Below are 17,981 nucleotides of genomic sequence, written 5' to 3'. Positions count from 1 at the left end.
TGGATAGTTCTTCATCCCCAACGGGACACTCTCCCGATCTCCCCGAACCAGCAAGGTCCAGGGTCTCAGGTGTCCAGTCCTCAGGGGGAACGCCCCCACGTCGAACTCCTCTTCAAACCGGTGGAGGCAATCATGCTGCCCGCCGGGATGGACGGTGAGCTCGTTGTCGACGTTGCGGACCACGATAGGGCGAGCGCCGTACTGCGGAATATCTCGACCAGGATCCAGTCGGGGAAAGATCATGTTTTCGAGGTCCGAGGCGGCGACTTCACGGGGTACGTCGTCGCGAGCACCCTCTTCTTCCGTGAAGAACCTCGGAAAAGATACAGCCCCTTCTCGCTGTTTCACGGCTACCTCAGTAGCGACTTCAACCGGTGACCTCGACAAGAACTCCCGCTGCCTGATCGTCTCGTACTGTCCCACCGTCACGGGAGCAGGCCAAGGGCCAGGGCCTGCTGCTGGACTCTGCGCCTGCCGACAATGTCATCCGCGCAGGTCATCCGGCTTGCCCGGCTCCTCCTGGCGTGTACCCGCTTCGGCTCTCGAAAGAGGCCGATCGCGGCAGAATGATCACTTGTGCTCTTTCGCCTGGCCTATCTGACCGTCACGAACACCTTCGCCGCGCTGCGGCTGCTGCCCATGGGTGATCGGGACAAGGATGTCGAGATCCTTGCCCTCCGCCACCAGATCACCGTTCTTGAACGGCAGCTCGGCGCCGACACCAGGGTGAGATTCGCCCTCGAGGATCGAGCCTTCCTCGCTGCACTCCTGACGTCGCTGCCCCGCAAGGTCCTGCGCCGACTGGGGCTCCTCGTGCGACCGGATACCGTCCTTCGCTGGCACCGCGACCTGCTAAAGCAGCGTCACGCCCGCACCTGCCGGCCCAAGCGGCCTGGGCGCCCGCCCACTGTCCGCTCCATCCGCGCTCATTCTGCGTCTGGTCCGGGAGAACCCATCCTGGGGATACCGGCGAGTGCACGGCGAGCTCGCCACCCTCGGCATCAAGGTCGCGCCCTCCACCATCTGGGAGATCCTCAAGCAGGAAGGCATTGATCCGGCTCCCGGGCGGGCGTCGGTGACGTGGGCGGATCTCCTGCGTTCCCAGGCCGATGCGCTGCTGGCCTGCGACTTCATCGAGACCGTCACCTTGAACGGGCAGCGTCAGTACATTCTTGCCGTCATTGCGCACGCCACCAGGCGCGTCCGCGTGCTGGGCACCACCGCCCATCCGACCGCCGCCTGGGTCATCCAGGCGATCAAGAATCTCGTGATGGACCTGGAGGACGCGGGCTGCCGGGCGCGCTATCTGATTAGAGACCGGGATGGGAAGTTCCCGGCCCTCATGGAAGAGATCCTCACCGACGCCGGCATCCACACGGTGCTCACCGGCGTCCGCATGCCCCGCATGAACTCGGTCATGGAGCGATGGGTGCAGTCGTGCCGACGCGAACTCCTGGACCGCTGCCTGCTCTGGAACGAACACCACCTGCGGCACGCCCTACGCGAGTACGAACACTTCTACAACCAGCACCGAGCCCACCAAGCCCTGGCCCAGGCGGCTCCCCTGCGGGCCGTCCCGGATCCGATCACCGATCCAGAGCGAATCATCGACCTGAACGTACGCCGAAGAGACCGACTCGGAGGAGTCCTCCACGAGTACTCATATGCCGCTTGAACTGCATGGATGAGGTTTTCGGCAGGAGCACTGTTCACTGGCTGCTCTTGTGTGCGGACCGTGTTGATGGGCTGTCGTTTCGACCCTGCGTCGAGACGACCATCAGACCACGCGCCTCCATGCGGCCGCGCTCCCGGCGGCGGGCAGCGCGACGTGAGCGCATTCAACGTCAGCCATGCGAGACCAATCGGCGCGGAGCGGGTGCTCGCCGGCTGCTTGGCCGGCGCTGTCACCAGGACCCGCGCACCCCGCTCCGGAGGCCGATCCGCGATCTCTCCGAGGCCTGGCTCTTGTGCATCATCTGGCAGCCCCCTGCCCGCGTGGGGGCTCGAACCGCCCTGAGCGATGGCTTGTCAGCCCCGTCCAACCACGACCGCATCGCCGGCCCATGCGCCGAGCCCGCCACCCAGAGCGTCACCGACGCCGAAGGGACACGGCTCCATCGCCCCACCCCAGCCTGGACTCAAGATCCTCGCGCTGCAAGCGCAGGAAGAGGCCACCCGCCACGCCATTGGCCGTTCGGCTCCAGGCCCGTACCTGATGGGCGATCGTCGGCGCGCGGTACCTTTCATTATTCCGGTGTTGCTCAAGCCCCTATTCGACGCGTTCGGCGTTGGAGTCGTAGCCGCCCCCGTCCGGGTAGACCCAGGCTCCGGTGAGGCTGCGGCCGTCGGGGCTGAAGACGCCCTGGTAGTAGGCAGGGGAGCCCCGATCCCCGGCCCAGATGGTGAGGGTGTCGCCCTCTAGCTCATAGGTGTAGTCGAGGGTGCTGCCGTCATCGCCGTAGTAGCGAGACTTGATGTCGGCGCTGGGCTCGGCCATCAGCGTCCGTTCCCGGCCGATGATCTCGATGCCGTGTGCGCCGCCCAGGTGGACATCCTGCTGAAGGAAGAAGTCGTTCAGCCAGCGGTAGGTCACGCTTCCCTCGTGCCCTCCTGTGATCTTCCACGTACCGATGAGCCTGGCCAGGGCCTGCAGTGCTGGGTCGTTGGTCATCGCATCCCTCTCAGAGTGGGTCGTTACCTCTCCAGACCGGCCTCAGAAGGATCTCACCGGTGTCAAGGGCGTACAAGCCCGAGTAGCCCGACAGCGCGCATCCCACCACTCCGCCCGAGGAAGTAGTGCAGCTCCAGCGACGACGAGTCGGCTGTAAGTCTTGTCAATGACGAAGCGCGGGTCGCTGGCTTTCAGCATCTCCCGGGCGGTGCCGGTGGCCATGCGGAAGCCGGGGCTGGGGTGTTGTTGCCGTAGTCGCGGTCCAATCATCCGGCGATGTTGACGAGGCCGACGCTCTCATAGAAAAGGGGCACCGAGTGTGGCCGAGGCCGATGGCCGGCCAAGTGACAAAGCGCCGCAGGTCTTGCCGGTTTACCGTGCTGGAGCGCACTTCGCGCACGGCGGGATCGACATAGCGGTCGATCCACTCGGCGAGGCTGTCGGGCGTTTCGGTGAGGCGCTCCGAAACCGGGACACCCTTCGTGAAGTGATTTTGCTGCGATCCTGGCTGCCGCCCGACGCGGCGGAGTTGGAGCTGGGCGCGGGGACGTGGCCATGCGTCAAAGTCGTTCTTATGCTCCTGCTATCCGTCGAAATCAATAGGGGAGTGGCATCTTCAAGCTTTCAACGACAGTCACGCCGCAGCTATTCGCGCGGCTGGCGCAGGCGTGGTCGATTCCCTCATTGGCGCTGCGCTCGTCGGCGCCGTCTGCTCTCCATAACGCGAAAGCCCCCTCCGAAGAAGGAGGGGGCTTTCGCGTTCGTCCTAGTGGGCGGCCTCGTACTGCTCGACCACGGACGAGGAGATACGGCCACGCTCGCTGACCTGAAGGCCGTGCGTCTTGGCCCACTGGCGAATTTCGGCGCTTTTCTCCCGGCTCATGGCAGTGCTGCCGCGTGAGCCACCGCGACCGGCTCGGACGCTGCGAGGCTGCACGACCTTCCGCGCCTTGACGATGTAGGGAGCGAGAGCTTTCTCCAGCTTCTCGCGGTTCGCTCCCGACAGGTCGATCTCGTAGTTCTCGCCGTCGAGAGCAAACTTGGTGGTCCGCTCAGCAGCAGTCCCGTCAAGATCATCAATGAAAGTCTGTACGATCTGTCTAGCCATTGATCGGTCCCCAAATCGGTATGCTAAGACGAGCTCAGCTGGCTTCTCCAACGCTATACCGTGCAGGCATAGCGGTAATCCATACTTCAACAGCCGTCGGCGTGTTGCACGAACCCTATACCTACGGAAGCGCTTGCCGGCAGACGACTTCAGCATTCTCGTGCTCTGCTTCTTTTGGCAAGCTCGGGCAGTCATCATGACCATCAGCGGGTTGTTCGGCGGGGGGCGCCACTCACACACGAGCAGGCGCAGGCCGCCGAGTACAACGGAAGCAAGACAGCCGCGCGACCAAGATAGGGCCACATGAGGCGTGCCACCAACGCGAACCGGCAACTGAGCCGCGGGTGGCTGATCTGCCGGCATGTTCTCGACCGCGCGACGGCCGGGACTTTCTGGAGCCGTTGCTGGCCGATGGGTGGATTCTGGCCGCCATCGCTCGGCACGCGGTGGACCCGCTCGCTGAGCGCGTCGATCGAACCGTTCATCGCGGCGCCGCCGCCGCGGTCGATGGTGCTCTTCTTGTTCGTGGAAGCAGGTCCTCAGGGTGAAGCCGTCGCCGGTGACGTAGGCAGCGGGCACGCGGATGGGGCCCGTGCTCGGCGTGGAAGACGCGCAGGGCCTCCGCGACCACGCTCGCGGCCGCTGACCCAGTGCATCCCGAGAGCCTCCAGCGCCTGGACATTGTCCGCTGCGAGGGTATGAGTCGTTCTCGGGATGGACCCGCGACGCAGAAGGCTGTCGAGGGCTGACCATTCTCCACTGGTCACGGCATCGGCTCAGCTCGCGCTCCTGAGGAGCAGGTCAAGATGGAGCGCCCGGAGGCAGAGCCGAGGCCGAACGAGGCTGACCGGAGCCGATCAGCACCTACACGCGCGTGAAATCACCGCAAACACGGCATGGCACACAACGATGTCGCCAAGGTGATCAGCGGCACCATAGGCTCGCCATCGACAATCGGCCTGACTCGCGCGAAGGAGTTGAACGCCGTGACGACGTTGCCCCTTTCGTCCGCCACCGGCATCGGGTCGGGTCGACTGGTGCTGCGTGATCCCGAGGTGAGGTCACTTTCGAGTGTCAGGCCCCTCACAAGTTCATCGAGCGAGTCCCCGCCTCTGCCGAGCCGGCCAGCACCACAGCGCCCTCGGATAGCCGTGTCATCACGGATGGGACCGAAGGACCGGTCGACAGGGGTTGCGCACGACGCGCAGCCGGCCCTCGCCGCCGTCGTGAGCTCGTTCCAGGCATGGTGATCCGCAAGCGCGCCGCGCGGTCCGCGCAGCGAATCGACGTGATCCGCCTTCCCGAGGACGTCGTGGCACTCATCGACGCCCTCGAGCCTGGTGAGGAACTGGTGGTCACGCGTGACGGCGCGTCGATCGCGACGATCTCCAGCACCATCGACGTGGTGCAAGGCGCCATCGTCGATCGCGATGCGCCAGACGAGGCCGATGATCAAGCACCGATCGACTACGACGGTGTGACGGTCGTGGCCACCGCGATGGAGCTGTCGGCCGCGGCTCGGGTGGCGCTGTCGACCCAACTCGGCGCGGACTACGTCGTGCTCGACATGCACGCAGCTCCCAAGACAACCGACGTGCTGCTGGTACCGCCAGGCAGCCCGCAGTTGATCGGAGCGCTCCGATCGATGTTCCCGGAAGCTCGCGTCATCGTCACCGAAATCGAGGATCACGAGCTCGGAGTCAATTACCACGGTCCGGTCCGACGCCTGCTCAACGCCGGCGCTGATGCGTATCTACCTCCGGCGAGCCTCCCGCGCCTGGCCAGGCAGCTTGACTACACGCTCAATCACGCTCACGAGATCACCGGCGGGGCCGCCGCACCACTGCAGATCGCGGCGGGTACCGAGCCAGCAGGCCCCGACGACGAATAGTCCACCGCTTCTCCTGGAGAACGAGATCAGCTCGCCAGTCGGACGCCAGCCACATCCTCGGCCGCGCGGTCCTGACCGCCACCGCAGAGATCCTCGCCTGACCGCCGACGCCGTAGCTCCTCGATGAGCGGCTCGGTCAGCCCGTCGCGACGCGCAGCCGTACACACTCGGCGACCAGTGGGGCCGGCGCGGACAGGACACGGGTGCACAGCGGCCTTGAAGGGACAGCGAGGTGCACCGGAGCGCGCCACCGGACGCAGATGCCGCCGAGGGCGCGGCGTACCCCCATCCGCGTGCGCGGCGCAGGGTCGCGGTGTCCGGGGAGGCGTCATAAAAGCGGTCGGCGGCGCCGTCCGGCAGCAGGTTCCAGGCGGCGGCGAGGTCGCCGGCCGGATCGCCGGCGAAGTCTCCGAAGTCGATCACGCCGCAGATGGTGCTGTCCGCGGTGAGGACGTTGGCCGGATGCAGGTCGCCGTGGAGCCACAGCGCCGGGCCTGTCCAGTCGGGCGCGGCGACGGCGTCGTCCCAGACCGCGCGGACGGCGTCCGGTTCGGGGATCAGCCCCCGGCGGCGACCGCTTCGTAGGTGGAGCCGTGACATCCCTGCTCGACCAGCGCGTCGTGGGGTTCGAGGTCGTGTCGAGGGGATGCGCCACCGCCGCGGGTCCGCCACCTGCGCGCCGATCGCCCGGTGACCGCTTAGGATCCACTTGCGTATCTTATCGCGTTGACTTACGGTGTCCGCCATTAGATGCAGCTGTGTACTCTAAGGCCCCTTCGAGAACAGGACGTGCTGATGACCGACAACAGCTTGACCGGGAAGTCTCCAGACGTGAGCACCACGGCGATGCGGCGGATCCTGCCGGTGGACATGGTGGAGCGGGGGCGTAACCCGTTCGATCCGCCGCCGGGGCTGCGGGGAGAGGGCGCGGTCCGGCCGCTGGATCTGCTCAATGGAGCGCGGGCGTGGCTGGTGACGGGGTTCGAGGAGGCCCGTAGGGTGTTGTCGGACGCGCGTTTCAGCGCCGACAAGGTGCGCCATCGGGACGCGACGTCGCCGCAGCCACACAAGACGGCCGGGACGGCGGAGCGGGAGGACGGGCTCTTCGTCTTCATGGACCCGCCGGAGCACTCCAGGTTGCGGCGGCTGCTGACGGGTCAGTTCACGGTGCGGCGGATCCGGGAACTGGAATCGCGAGTGACGGAGATCGCGGTCGAGCACATCGAGGCGATGAAGGCGGCGGGCACCAAGGCCGATCTGGTGCCGGCGTTCGCGTTGCCGCTGCCGTCGCTGCTCATCTGCGAGTTGCTGGGCGTGGACTACGCCGACCGCGCGGAGTTCCAGGAACGTACGGCGGTCGGGCTGAGCGCGAACTCCACCCCGCAGGAGGTGGCCATGGCGCGCGCCGGGCTGTCGGCGTTCATGCGGCGGCTGGTGTCCGGCAAGCGCTCGAACCCCGCCGACGACCTGCTGTCAGGGCTCATCCACGACGCCGATCCGCCCCTGACGGACGCGCAGCTGGTAGATGTCGCACTCGTCCTGCTCAACGCGGGCCATGAGACCACGGCGAACATGCTGGGTCTGGGGATGTTCGCGCTGCTGGAGCATCCCGACCAGCTCGCGGCGCTGCGTGCCGATCCAGGCCTGATCGACAACGCGGTGGAGGAGCTGCTGCGGTTCCTGTCGATCATCCAGCTCGGGGTCAGCCGGGTCACCACGGAGCCGGTGACGCTGGGTGGTGTGGACATCCCGGCCGGCGCGACCGTCGTGATCGCCACGCCCGCGGTCAACCGGGATCCGCGGCACTGGCCCGCTCCCGACGCGCTCGACCTGCGCCGCTCGCGTACTCCGCACCTGGCCTTCGGGCATGGGGTTCACCAGTGCCTGGGTCAGCAGCTGGCCCGGATCGAGATGCGGATAGGGCTGGGCGAACTGATCTCCCGTCTGCCGGATCTGCGCCTGGCGGTGCCGGCCGAGCAGGTGCCGGTACGCAACGAGATGCTCATCTTCGGCGTGCAATCGCTGCCGGTCACCTGGTCCTGAGACGGCCGAGGGAAAGGGCACCCACGAGCTACAGCGGGAGCCGGGTGGCGATGGCCGCGATCCGTCGATGCGCCCCACGGCAAGGCTGCCGATACGGCTCAGGATTTGATGGATAGGTCCTTGCCTGCCTGTTCCAGGTCGGTTTCCCAGATCCACAGCCGGTGCGGGGGCGGCACCCGGTGGTAGCCGTAGGCCGACCTCGGTGAGGGTCCGCAGGTTCACACACACGCGCTGGTAGGCCTGACCGCTCGCCTCGGCCGCCGCCTTGCCCGCGGCCAGGTGCCGCGTGGCGGCGTCAGGGGGATCGGGGCTACCAGACAGTCGCGCAGCGCCTGGTGGGGGAGCGCGTTGTAGGTACCGTCCAGCCGCCGCGCCTCGGCGCTCCAGAGCAGGTCTTGTTGTCGGTTGACCGACGCTTCGGGGAAGCCGTGGGACGGCCAATCAGAAAGCGTGAACATAGGTGGTGACAGCCTTGAAGGTGGTGAAACCGGCGCGCTCATAGATCGCGACCGCGCCGGTTTCGTTGGCGGCGTCGACGCTCAGCCCCGCCGTCGCGTACCCCTGCGCCTTGAACGAGGCGAGGGCATGTGCGATCAGTGCGCTCGCTATGCCCCTGCCGCGCCACTCCCCGATAGTCCCGATGATCTGGACCCAAGCCTCCCGTACGCCGGTGGCCACGATGTCGACCTCGCGGCAATGGGTCAGCAAGCAGCCCACCGCCTTACCGTCCGCCGTCGCCAGGAACGAGGATTCAGGGCGGAAAGCTGCTGTGCCGGTGATGAGGCGCTTCCAGCTCTCAGGTGTATGCGGCGTGCTGCCCCAGTGGTCATGGAAGGCGGCGTTGCGCACCTCGCGCGCCTGCTCGTCCAGCCCCGGTGTCCAGGTGACAATCGTGACCGCATCGGGAACCCGGGGCGGTGGGATCGGCACGGCTAGATCGCGCCGCTTGCCTTGGAAGACGCGGGCGGCTTCGAATCCTGCCTCGCCAGCGAGTTTGGCCAGGTCATGGTTGCCGTCATCGACGTGCAGGTGAAGGTGGAGTGGTTTCCCGGGATGGCATCTTTCGTGCAGGACGGGTGCCGTTCTGAGCGACCAGTCGATGATCCGCCGGCCGTATCCGCGCCTGCGATGGCCGGGATGCACGCCGCCGCCCCATAGATCCATCACGTGGACGGGATCCGCCGCCTGCCTGACCGGGACCAGCCCAAGCGCGACGATCCGGCCGCCCTGCCTGGCGGCGAGCGTACCCTCCGGCAGGTCAAGCAGCGGGTTGGCCAGACGCTCTGCCATCTGCTCCACGGTGACCGGGCTGCCCGTCCTGTCCACCGCTTCGACCGCGGTGGCGAACTCAGCCCAGGCCGGGGCGTCGCGCGTGGTGAGCGGCCCCCACTCCACGTCCATGATCTCAGGCTAGGGCAAAACGGTTCCGTCAACTCAACCCCCGCACCGCTACCAGGTGATCGGCCAGGGAACCCATTCGCCTGGCCCTTGACCACCCGAGGCCAGGGACCGCCCTGCCGGGGAAAGGCCTCGAGCGTTTGCCGCCAGGCCCAGAGCAGCAGCACCAGCACATCCACCATAAGAACCGCGTTGGCGGCGTACGAGACCTCCGAGCGGTTCGACCATGAACGACAGCCCCGCGTCGGCCCCCAGTGCGGCACCTCCGACGGCGAGCATGTGTCTCTGGTGCGCCTGGACCAGCGAGCAATCAAACCTGATTGCCGCCACCAGCCTCGTCATGCACAATCATCGCCGTGATCTCTCAATGCCGCGACCTCGACCGATCGGACATCTCCACACTCGTTAGGGATCACCGTCTTGAGCTATGTCATACGCGAATATCGACCAGCGGATGAGGCTTCTTGGCTCCGCTGCCGAGTGCTCGCCTTTCTGGGCACCGCCTACTTCGACGACGTTGAAAAGAGCAAGCCCCACATCCCCGCTCCGGGCTTCGAGTTGATCGCAGTCGCAGGAAGTGGCGTCGTGCTCGGGATGCTGGACGTCACTGTCGACGGCGAACTGGCCACCATCGACACCGTCGCAGTTCATCCCGACCACCAGTACCGAGGTATCGGCCGCGCGCTCCTGGGGGAAGCTCTCCGCCGGGTCGCCGCGCTCAACGTATCGACGCTCGATGCCTGGACCAGGGACGATCCCGGCACATTGCGTTGGTATCGCTCGAACGGTTTCACCGAGAGCGAGCATTACCTGCACGTCTACGCCAACTACTACACCGACGCAGAGGAGCCTGATCGCGCCATCGGCAACCGCCGACCAGGTCTTCGGCCCATCGCGCTCTTTCTGCACGCAAAGCTGCAGGAGGAGCAGTCGATGCGTGAGCAGTTCGCTCGTGTCCACATCTGCCGACGGTTCATGATGGAAATCTGAGACGCACGCGATACTGCCCCGGCGGGGTCGGTGGTGGTGGCGCTGATGGCCTGCGGCCGCCTCGAGGTGTTCGACGACGACGTGATCGCCTACGCCTGCACCCTGTGCGCCTGCGGCGTCAAAGGGCCCGAGATCGCCCGCAAGCTCGTCATCCCCAGCGGCAAGAACAAAGGCCGAAACCCTTCCGGAGCCCGCCTCTGCCGCATACTCGCCGACGACGGGCGCTTCGTCCTGACGTCCTGCGTCGACACCGGCCCGAGCGGTGGGTCGTCCGGATCGCATCGACCGGTTCATCGAGCATCCTGACCCCTCGCGATCCGGAGTAAGTCGTTGCCGCTGTTCGGCCTACGGTCGCCTGCGAAGTCATCAGATCCGGCCGGGCCCCCTGCACCGGCGGGTCTCTGGCGCTTCCTCTATTCCGTCTCATGTGAGGTCTCGAGGCTGAGCTGTACGGACTGGACCGGGTTGAAGGGCCGGTTCACGTGGACATCGCTGAGTTGACGGCCTGACCAGCGCGAAAAATGCGCCACAGGTCGGGACGGGTTCGGTGGATTTCGTGATTGCCGCGGGATGGGGTGGCACCGTTAGGATACGACTGTATCCATTCGAAGGGGATGAGGTCAGCCATGCGCACACCCGACCGGCCGTCAGCCTTCACCAGCGACTCTGCCCGTGACAGGTACTACGCCGTCTATGACCGAGTGCTCGGCGAGCTGTGGCCGGTCCCGGTTGACGCCATCGACGTGGAGACCCGCGCCGGCATCGTGCGGATCCACCGGGCCGGGCCCGCCGAGGGGGATCCCGTGGTCCTCCTGGCCGGTGCCGGCGGGAACGCGCTGGCCTGGTACCGCTACATCGAGCCGCTGGCGCGCACGCGCCCGGTCCTTGCCGTCGACCCGCTCGGCGAGCCCGGCCGCTCGGTTCAGAAGCAGCCGCTCGCGACCGGTGCCGAGGTCGGTGGCTGGATCACCGACGTACTGGCCGCAGTCGGAGCCGAGCGCGCACACGTGGCGGGTTTCTCTGCCGGCGGCTGGGCCGCAGTGGAACAGCAACTCGGCGGGGGCGGCCGGGTCGCGGCGCTGACGCTGGTGGACCCGGGCGGCTTCGCGCCGTTGCCCAGGCGGTTCATCCGGTGGGCCCTTGCCGGCGCCATCGCCTCCATGCTTCCCCGGACGCTGCGACACCGCATGGCCGGCGTAGCGGACAACGGGGTGCTGCGCGAGGATGGGCTGGTGGAGCTGATGCGGGCCGGCTGGTCCTTCCGCCGGCGTGTGCCCATCCCGCCCGCCTACACCGACGAGCAGATACGCGAGGTGTCCGTGCCCGTGCAGGTGCTGCTGGGCGCCCGCAGCGCGCTGCTCGACGCGCAGGCGCTGGCCGCGCGGCTGGCCGACATCGCGCCGTCCTGGCGCGTGGAGATCGTGCCCGGCACCGGACATTCGCTGCCCGTCGAAGCTCCGGACCTGGTCGCCGAGCGGATCCTCACCTTTCCCGGACAGGCGCGGCCCGGGACCGCAACGCCGAAGCACAGCACGGACAACAGGTAGGAACGGGCATGCCCCGACAGGTGGATCATGATGAGCGGCGGCGCCAGTTGACCGAGGCGCTGCTGCGCATCGCCAGCACCCGCGGCCTGCAGGCGGTGTCGATGCGTGAGATCGCGGCCGAGGCCGGGGTCTCGCTGCGCGTCGTCCAGTACTACTTCACGAACAAGCTGGCCCTGCTCGAGTCCGGCCTCACCGAGCTGGGTGCCCGCATGGACCGCCGGGTCAAGCAGCGGGCCGGCGCCGCCGCGGGCGAGCTGACACCACGCGGCGTTTTCGCCGCCGTCCTTGGCGCGATCCTGCCCTTCGACGAGCAGAGCAAGCTGGACTCTATGGCCTGGACCGCCTACTACACCGCCGCCCTCACCGACCCGGCGCTCGCCGCGGTCGGGCTCACCCTGCCCAACGCACTGGAAGACTTCCTCACCGTACGGTTGACCGCCGCGCAGCAGGCCGGGGACGTCGCCTCCGATCGCGATCCGCGCACCGAGGTCGCCACCCTTCTGGCTCTCGCCAATGGCCTGACCGCCAGCGTCCTGGGCCGGCAGCGCAGCCACGAGGCCGCCGTCGCGATCATCGACTACCACCTCGATCGTCTCTTCGGGCCGGCGGCCACGCGACGGCCGCCCCCGGACTGAGCCGCACCGACCCGGGCTCCTCACCTGCACCCCGACCAGCCGTTCGGTGTCTTCTTCAACGCCGACCTGCTCGAACAGGCCGGACAGAGCGTGCCGGCGAAGGGACGGGCGAGGGAGGAGGCCGTCAAGATCGCGTCAGCCGTACAGGAGCAGACCGGCAAGGCCATGCCTGCCCCCGGCACCACCGGTGACCGTGGTCCAGGTCTTCAAGAACGTCGGGCTCAACATGGAGCTCTTCCTGGCGGCGCTGCAGGGCGTGCCGAAGGAACTGTTCGAGGCGGCCCGGCTGGACGGCTACATCGCCGTCGTCGTCACCGTCGGCACGCCGGCGGTCTCCACGCCGGCCGGCTACGCCTTCGGGCGGGTCCGCTTCCGCGGCTCGAACGTGCTGTTCGTGATCGTGCTGACCGGCTTGCTGATCCCGAGCGAGGTCACGATCGTGCCGCTGTTCCAGCTCTTCCACGGCGGGGGCCGACCGACACGTACTGGCCGCTCATCCTGGTGCCGGTACTGGGCGCGCCGAGCGTGCTCGCCACCTTCATCATGCGGGCCTGGCCCACACCGGTCTGAAGGGGTGACGGACGCTGACCGACGCCGAGAAGCCTGGCGGCGGTCGGAGTGGCTGCACTGTTGGAGGGATCATGGAGGGGTGAGGGCGGAGATGCTCGCGGATCTGTCGGCGGCCGATCCCGGTATGCGAGCCGAGGCCCTGCGGTGGTTCGTGACGCACGGGGACTCCGGCGACGCGGCGGTCGTGGTGCCTCTCGTGCAGGATCCGGGCGAGTTCGATGATCGGGGCCATGACGATCTGCCCGAATCGGCTCGGACGCCCGTCCGGATGGTCGCCCTCGAAGCGCTCGCCCAGCTGCGGGCACCGGGGATGTTCGCCGGGGTGTTCGATGATGCGCTTCAGGATGACGATCTCCGGGTTCGCGCGCGGGCCGCGCTGGGCGCATCGGCGGAGGCGCTGGTGGCGCGGCTCGCCGTTGAAGGCGATCGGGGGGTGCGGTACCGGATCGCGGTCGAGCTGCTAGCCGGTGACGTAGGCCGTGACCGGGCGGTCGCGGCTCTCGAACAGCTACGCGGCGGCGGCGATCGGGCAGCGGTCGCCGCCGCCTTCGTCCTCGACGCGGCGACACGCCTCTCCTAGCCCGCCGGCAGACCGCGGCGGCCCGGACCGGCTGGGATCCGGTCCGGCGAAGGTGGTCGGCCAGGCGCCAACCCCAGTGTCACGCGCCGGTGAGCAGCTCCGCCGCCCTGCGGGCGATCTCGTCGGCCGGTACGTCCCTGACGTGCTGGTTCAGTGCCCACCGGTGGCCGTAGGGGTCCAACAGCTGGCCGGTCCTGTCGCCCCAGAAGGCGTCGTGCACCGGCTCGAAGACCTCCGCGCCCGCTGCCATCGCCCGCTCCCACGCCGCGTCGACGTCGGCGACCGGGACGTGCAGGGCCGCGGAGGTGGCGCCGAGCCCGACGGGGGCGCGCATGCCCCTGCCGGGCATCTCGCCCGCCACGGCCAGGGTGGTGTCGCCGAGGCGGAGTTCGACGGTCAGCGTGGTGCCGTCGGGGAGGGTGAGCCGACTGGTCTCCCTGGCGCCCAGCGCCTCGGTGTACCAGGCGGCGGCCTGGTCCGCGTCGGTGACGACGAGGTGAATCGCGACGTGTGTCATGGCAAGACCATACACACTGTATGGACAACACGTCCATACAGTGTGTCCGGACACTCCGTGCGTAGGATGAGGCGCATGTCACGCCCGCGTTCACCCCGTCGATCCGACGCCGCACCCGCCTCCGCCGACCTGCGCGAGCGGATCCTGACCGCCACCCGTGACCTGCTGGAACGGCACCGCTTCGACACCCTGAGCGTGGCCGACATCCTCACCGCGGCCGAGGTCTCCCGCGCGAGCTTCTACTTCTATTTCCCAAGCAAGCAGGCCGTGCTCGGCGAGCTCGTCCGGGAGGCCGTCGCCCAGGGGCAGCAGGCCGCGCAGCCGTGGATCGGCCACGAGCAGGAGCCGGTGGCCGCGCTGCGATCAGGCGTGAGTGACGGCGCCAGGCTGTGGCGCGACAACGCGGGTGTCCTCATGGCGATCGTGGAAAGCTGGGGCTCCGACGCTGACCTGCGCGCGCTGTGGCTGGCGCAGATGGACCTGTTCACCGACGCCGCCGCGGCCCGCATCCAAGCCGACCCGCGGGCTCTCGAACGGCTCGGCGACGTGGACGTCCGCGCGGTCGCGGCGTCGCTGACCTGGTTGGGCGAACGGCTCTACTACCTCGCGGCGAGGGGCGTCCCGCCGTTCGACGACGAACAGGTCCTGGTGGACACCCTCACCAAGGCCTGGACCTCGCTCCTCTACGGCGACGACGCCCCCCGCTCCTGAAGGCGGCAGAAGCCCGCCCCGCCGCAGTCCGCCCGGCCCTGGCCGGACCGGCCGGCGCAGGAGCGACCCGGCGTCCGCCGAGCCGGCGCACCGGAAGGTCGCGGCGTTGCGCGTGCCCACGCGGCATAGCTGCCGGGCTCGCGGCCGAGGCCCCGCTCGACATCGGGGCTGACGCGCTGTCTCGGCCGGGCTCGTGTGTCTCTCCTGACCTGTGACCACCGCGACCGGGCTGCGGCATGCCGCGGGGTCAGCGGGCGAGCAGGTCCCGCAGAGCTCTGCTGATGTCCGCGGGGGCTTCCTCGGCCATGAAGTGGCCGCAGCTGACGGTGCTGTGATGGAGGTCGGGCGCCCAGGCGCGCCACAGCGTGGCCGCGTCGAAGCCCAGGACGGCGCCCCAGTCCTGCTGGAGGACGGTGACCGGCATGCGCAGGCGGCTGCCGGCGTCCTTGTCGGCCTGGTCGTGCTCGACGTCGATGGTGGCGGAGGCGCGGTAGTCGGCCACGATCGAGGGCACCGCGTTCCGGCAGGCGTCCAGGTAGGCGGCGCGGATGTCGGTGGGGATGGCCTGGGGGTTCTGGTGCCAGATGTCGAGGAAGTGGCCGAAGAAGGCGTCAGGAGCCGCGGAGATCATCTGTTCGGGAAGGCCCGGAGGCTGGGCCATGAGGTAGAGGTGGAAGCCGATGGCGGCGGTGGTGCCGTGCATGACCTGCCACATGTCCAGGGTGGGCAGGACGTCCAGGCAGGCCAGGTGAGTGATCGCCGCGGGGTGGTCGAGGCCGGCGCGGAAGGCGACCAGGGCGCCGCGGTCGTGTCCGGCCAGCGCGAAGCGGTCGTGGCCGAGGGCGCGGGCCAGGGCGACGATGTCGGCGGCCATGGCGCGCTTGGCGTACGCGGTGCCGTCAGCCGTCCCGGCGGGCTTGTCGCTGGCGCCGTAGCCGCGCAGGTCGGGGCAGATGACGGTGTGGTCGGCCGCGAGGTCGGCTGCGACGTGCCGCCACATCAGGTGGGTTTGCGGGAAGCCGTGCAGCAGCACGATCGGGCTGCCGGTGCCGCCGACTGCCGTGTGGAGGGCGACACCGTCGGCGACGGGGACGCGGTGGTAGTCGAAGTCGGGAATGGTCGGTGCCATGGTGAGCCGTTCTTGTTCACTCGAAGGGCGCCCGCCGGTCGGCGGACATCATCGAGCGTGCCGCCCGCGAATCAGCATCCGGTCAGCGCGTACCGTGAGGGCCGGAAGCGCGCTGGGGAGGTGAGGGGATGGAGCGGGTCACGTTCGGGGTGCTCGGCCCGGTGGTGGCCTGGGACGGCGGCGGTGCCGCCGTGGCGTTGAAGGGCCCGCGGCACCGCGCGGTGCTCGCGCGGCTGATCATCGCCCGCCGCCGCGTGGTGCCCCTCGCCCGCCTGGTGGAAGACCTGTGGGACGAGCCCCCGAAAGGTGCGGCCGGCGCCGTGCAGACCTTCGTCGCAGACCTGCGCCGCGCTCTGGAGCCGGACCGGCCGCCGCGGGCCCCCGCCCGGTTGCTCGTCACGGAGGGGCCCGGGTACGCGCTGCGCGCGGCGCCGGACGGCGTCGATGCCTGGCGGTTCGCGGCGGCGGTCGGCGCCGCGGCGTCGTCGCCGCCTGCCCAGGCGCTGGAGCAGGTGAAGGAGGCGATGGGATGGTGGCGAGGACCTGCCTACGCCGAGTTCGCGCAGGAGGAATGGGTCGGCGGTGAGCGCTCCCGCCTGGCCGAATTGCGGCTGCAGGCGGTGGAACTGCAGGCGCAGGCCCGGTTGGACCTCGGACTGGCCGCCGAGGCGGTGCCTGACCTGGACGCGCACCTCGTCGAGCACCCTTGGCGCGAGGATGCGTGGCGGCTGCTGGCGCTGGCGCTGTACCGCATGGGCCGCCAGGGCGACGCGTTGAGCGTGCTGCGCAGGGCCCGTACGACTCTGGCCGATCAGCTGGGGCTGGACCCGGGCCCGCGGCTGCGCCGTCTGGAGGCGGACATCCTGGCCCAGGATCCACTCCTGGACGCTGCGCCCGGCCCGGTGCCTGCGGCGGCCCGGCTGTGGGAGCAGGCCACGGCGACGTACCACCGTACGGTCGCGGCCGGGGCTCGGACCCGGCTGGAATCGACGGTCGGCCTGCTCCGGAACCTCGCCATGACCGGAGGCGGCGGTCTTCGGGCGGCGCGGGAGCACCGGCTGGCGGCGGTCATGGCGGCGGCGGAGTTCGGTGACCCCGAGCTGACCGCCCGGGTGATCGGCGCCTTCGACGTGCCCGCCATCTGGACCCGCAGCGACGACGCGCAGCAGGCGGAGCGGATCGTGGCCACCGCCGAGCGCACGCTGGCCGCCTTGCCCGGCGATCCGTCGTATGACGCGGCACGCTGCCGCCTGCTGGCCACGATCGCGCTGGAGATGCGCGGCACCCGCTCAGAGCGCGGACCGCAGGCCGCACGCGAGGCGGAGGAGATCGCCCGCCGCCTGGACGACCCGGCGCTGCTCGCGTTCGCTCTCAACGGGGTGTACATGCAGTCGTGCACCCGGGCGGGCCTGGCGCCGCGGCGCGACACCGTCGGCGCGGAGCTCCTCGCGCTGGCCACCCGGCACGGTCTGGTGACCTTCGAGGTGCTCGGGCACCTGATCCGGTTGCAGGCCCGCAGTGCGCTCGGCGACTTCCGGGCGGCGGACGCACACGCCGCCGCAGCGGACCGCCTGGCGGAGCGCTACGAACGGCCGCTGGTGGGTTGCTTTACCGACTGGTATCGCGCGCTGAGGTTGGCTGCTGTCGGGCAGCCCGCGCAGGCGGAGGCCGCTTACCGGGTCGCCGCCACGCGGCTGGAGGGCGCCGGGATGCCTGGGGTGGAGCAGGGCCTGTTGCCCTTGGCGCTGTTGTGCCTGCGTCTGGTGGACGGCACCCGGTCCGCGCTCGAGGCGGCCGAGCAGGTGGACCTGGAAACCGACTGGGGCCCCTACCGCCCCTGGGCCGAGCCCTTCGCCTTGCTGCGCGGCGGGCATCGCGCCGATGCCCGGGCAGCGCTGCGGGCGCTGCCCGAGCCGCCCGCGGACCTGATGTACGAGGCGCTGTGCTGCCTGCAGGGCGTGGTCGCCCTGGAGGTGGGCGATCAGGTCGTGCTCGCCCAGGCGCGCGCTCGGCTGTTGCCTGCCGCCGGTCAACTGGCGGGCGCTGGCAGCGGCATGATCACTCTCGGGCCCGTCGACAGGTGGCTCGCGGCCTTCACCGCTGCGCTCGGTCCTTCGTCGTCACCGGGTGCGCGAACATGAGCTAGGCCGCGACCAGGCTCCAGGGGCGTGGGCGAGTTGCGCGCGCCGTG

The 17,981-nt window shown here is 69.1% G+C and carries 17 protein-coding genes and 1 pseudogene; 10 read left to right on the top strand and 8 right to left on the bottom strand.

Annotation, left to right across the window (positions count from 1 at the left end; all coding sequences use genetic code 11):
- Nucleotides 1-429 (bottom strand): hypothetical protein (locus ACWEVS_RS09430; protein WP_452550788.1); only part of this gene is annotated, 429 nt, incomplete at its 3' end.
- Between the two features lie 141 nt (nucleotides 430-570).
- Entirely contained in the window at nucleotides 571-843 is a 273-nt protein-coding gene (locus tag ACWEVS_RS09425; protein ID WP_452550787.1) for a hypothetical protein, read from the bottom strand.
- A gap of 130 nt (nucleotides 844-973) precedes the next feature.
- Here ACWEVS_RS09425 and ACWEVS_RS09420 point away from each other — a divergent pair, with 130 nt between their 5' ends.
- Nucleotides 974-1,675, top strand: a complete 702-nt coding sequence (locus ACWEVS_RS09420) for an integrase core domain-containing protein (protein ID WP_452550785.1) — start codon at nucleotides 974-976, stop codon at nucleotides 1,673-1,675.
- A 594-nt stretch (nucleotides 1,676-2,269) separates the two neighbouring features.
- Here the strand turns inward: ACWEVS_RS09420 and ACWEVS_RS09415 are convergent.
- Together ACWEVS_RS09415 and ACWEVS_RS09410 are read right to left on the bottom strand one after the other, a co-directional pair.
- A complete protein-coding gene (locus tag ACWEVS_RS09415) occupies nucleotides 2,270-2,671 on the bottom strand; it encodes a hypothetical protein (protein WP_354913471.1) in 402 nt (133 codons plus the stop codon).
- A gap of 766 nt (nucleotides 2,672-3,437) precedes the next feature.
- Complete coding sequence (locus ACWEVS_RS09410; protein WP_354913469.1) at nucleotides 3,438-3,779, bottom strand: histone-like nucleoid-structuring protein Lsr2; 342 nt, start codon at nucleotides 3,777-3,779, stop codon at nucleotides 3,438-3,440.
- A gap of 1,243 nt (nucleotides 3,780-5,022) precedes the next feature.
- Here ACWEVS_RS09410 and ACWEVS_RS09405 point away from each other — a divergent pair.
- A complete protein-coding gene (locus ACWEVS_RS09405; RefSeq protein ID WP_452550783.1) occupies nucleotides 5,023-5,670 on the top strand; it encodes a hypothetical protein in 648 nt (215 codons plus the stop codon).
- A 375-nt stretch (nucleotides 5,671-6,045) separates the two neighbouring features.
- Here ACWEVS_RS09405 and ACWEVS_RS09400 read toward each other — a convergent pair.
- Nucleotides 6,046-6,270: pseudogene (locus tag ACWEVS_RS09400) on the bottom strand (phosphotransferase); the annotation flags it as partial.
- A gap of 195 nt (nucleotides 6,271-6,465) precedes the next feature.
- On the opposite strand from ACWEVS_RS09400, the gene ACWEVS_RS09395 reads away from it, so the two are divergent.
- The gene (locus ACWEVS_RS09395) at nucleotides 6,466-7,713 is read left to right on the top strand and encodes a cytochrome P450 (RefSeq protein ID WP_452550781.1); all 1,248 of its coding nucleotides are present in this window, start codon (nucleotides 6,466-6,468) and stop codon (nucleotides 7,711-7,713) included.
- 441 nt (nucleotides 7,714-8,154) lie between these two features.
- Here ACWEVS_RS09395 and ACWEVS_RS09390 read toward each other — a convergent pair whose 3' ends face one another.
- A complete protein-coding gene (locus tag ACWEVS_RS09390; RefSeq protein ID WP_452550779.1) occupies nucleotides 8,155-9,114 on the bottom strand; it encodes a GNAT family N-acetyltransferase in 960 nt (319 codons plus the stop codon).
- A 417-nt stretch (nucleotides 9,115-9,531) separates the two neighbouring features.
- Here ACWEVS_RS09390 and ACWEVS_RS09385 point away from each other — a divergent pair, with 417 nt between their 5' ends.
- The 5 genes from ACWEVS_RS09385 (at nucleotide 9,532) to ACWEVS_RS09365 (ending at nucleotide 13,433) form a co-directional block, all read left to right on the top strand.
- A complete protein-coding gene (locus tag ACWEVS_RS09385; protein ID WP_452550777.1) occupies nucleotides 9,532-10,101 on the top strand; it encodes a GNAT family N-acetyltransferase in 570 nt (189 codons plus the stop codon).
- A gap of 36 nt (nucleotides 10,102-10,137) precedes the next feature.
- Nucleotides 10,138-10,407 carry a hypothetical protein gene (locus tag ACWEVS_RS09380; protein ID WP_452550775.1) on the top strand — a complete coding sequence of 90 codons (270 nt, stop codon included), beginning with the start codon at nucleotides 10,138-10,140 and terminating at the stop codon, nucleotides 10,405-10,407.
- 320 nt (nucleotides 10,408-10,727) lie between these two features.
- Nucleotides 10,728-11,648: an alpha/beta fold hydrolase gene (locus ACWEVS_RS09375; RefSeq protein WP_452550774.1), complete on the top strand. Its 921-nt coding sequence runs from the start codon at nucleotides 10,728-10,730 to the stop codon at nucleotides 11,646-11,648.
- Between the two features lie 8 nt (nucleotides 11,649-11,656).
- Entirely contained in the window at nucleotides 11,657-12,283 is a 627-nt protein-coding gene (locus ACWEVS_RS09370) for a TetR/AcrR family transcriptional regulator (protein ID WP_452415045.1), read from the top strand.
- Nucleotides 12,284-12,470: 187 nt separating this feature from the next.
- The gene (locus ACWEVS_RS09365) at nucleotides 12,471-13,433 is read left to right on the top strand and encodes a hypothetical protein (protein WP_452550772.1); all 963 of its coding nucleotides are present in this window, start codon (nucleotides 12,471-12,473) and stop codon (nucleotides 13,431-13,433) included.
- A 79-nt stretch (nucleotides 13,434-13,512) separates the two neighbouring features.
- Here ACWEVS_RS09365 and ACWEVS_RS09360 read toward each other — a convergent pair whose 3' ends face one another.
- Complete coding sequence (locus tag ACWEVS_RS09360) at nucleotides 13,513-13,950, bottom strand: VOC family protein (RefSeq protein ID WP_452550771.1); 438 nt, start codon at nucleotides 13,948-13,950, stop codon at nucleotides 13,513-13,515.
- 75 nt (nucleotides 13,951-14,025) lie between these two features.
- Here ACWEVS_RS09360 and ACWEVS_RS09355 point away from each other — a divergent pair, with 75 nt between their 5' ends.
- On the top strand, nucleotides 14,026-14,661 hold the full coding sequence (locus ACWEVS_RS09355; protein ID WP_452415049.1) for a TetR/AcrR family transcriptional regulator: 636 nt from the start codon (nucleotides 14,026-14,028) through the stop codon (nucleotides 14,659-14,661).
- Nucleotides 14,662-14,908: 247 nt separating this feature from the next.
- On the opposite strand, the gene ACWEVS_RS09350 is transcribed toward ACWEVS_RS09355, so the two are convergent.
- Nucleotides 14,909-15,790: an alpha/beta fold hydrolase gene (locus tag ACWEVS_RS09350; protein WP_452415051.1), complete on the bottom strand. Its 882-nt coding sequence runs from the start codon at nucleotides 15,788-15,790 to the stop codon at nucleotides 14,909-14,911.
- A gap of 128 nt (nucleotides 15,791-15,918) precedes the next feature.
- On the opposite strand from ACWEVS_RS09350, the gene ACWEVS_RS09345 reads away from it, so the two are divergent.
- Entirely contained in the window at nucleotides 15,919-17,931 is a 2,013-nt protein-coding gene (locus ACWEVS_RS09345) for a BTAD domain-containing putative transcriptional regulator (RefSeq protein WP_452550770.1), read from the top strand.
- The last annotated feature ends 50 nt before the right edge of the window (nucleotides 17,932-17,981 follow it).

The sequence above is a fragment of the Nonomuraea sp. NPDC003754 genome (assembly GCF_053605785.1).
Note: the sequence above shows the minus strand (reverse complement) of the source record. Positions and strands in the feature narration are given on the sequence as shown.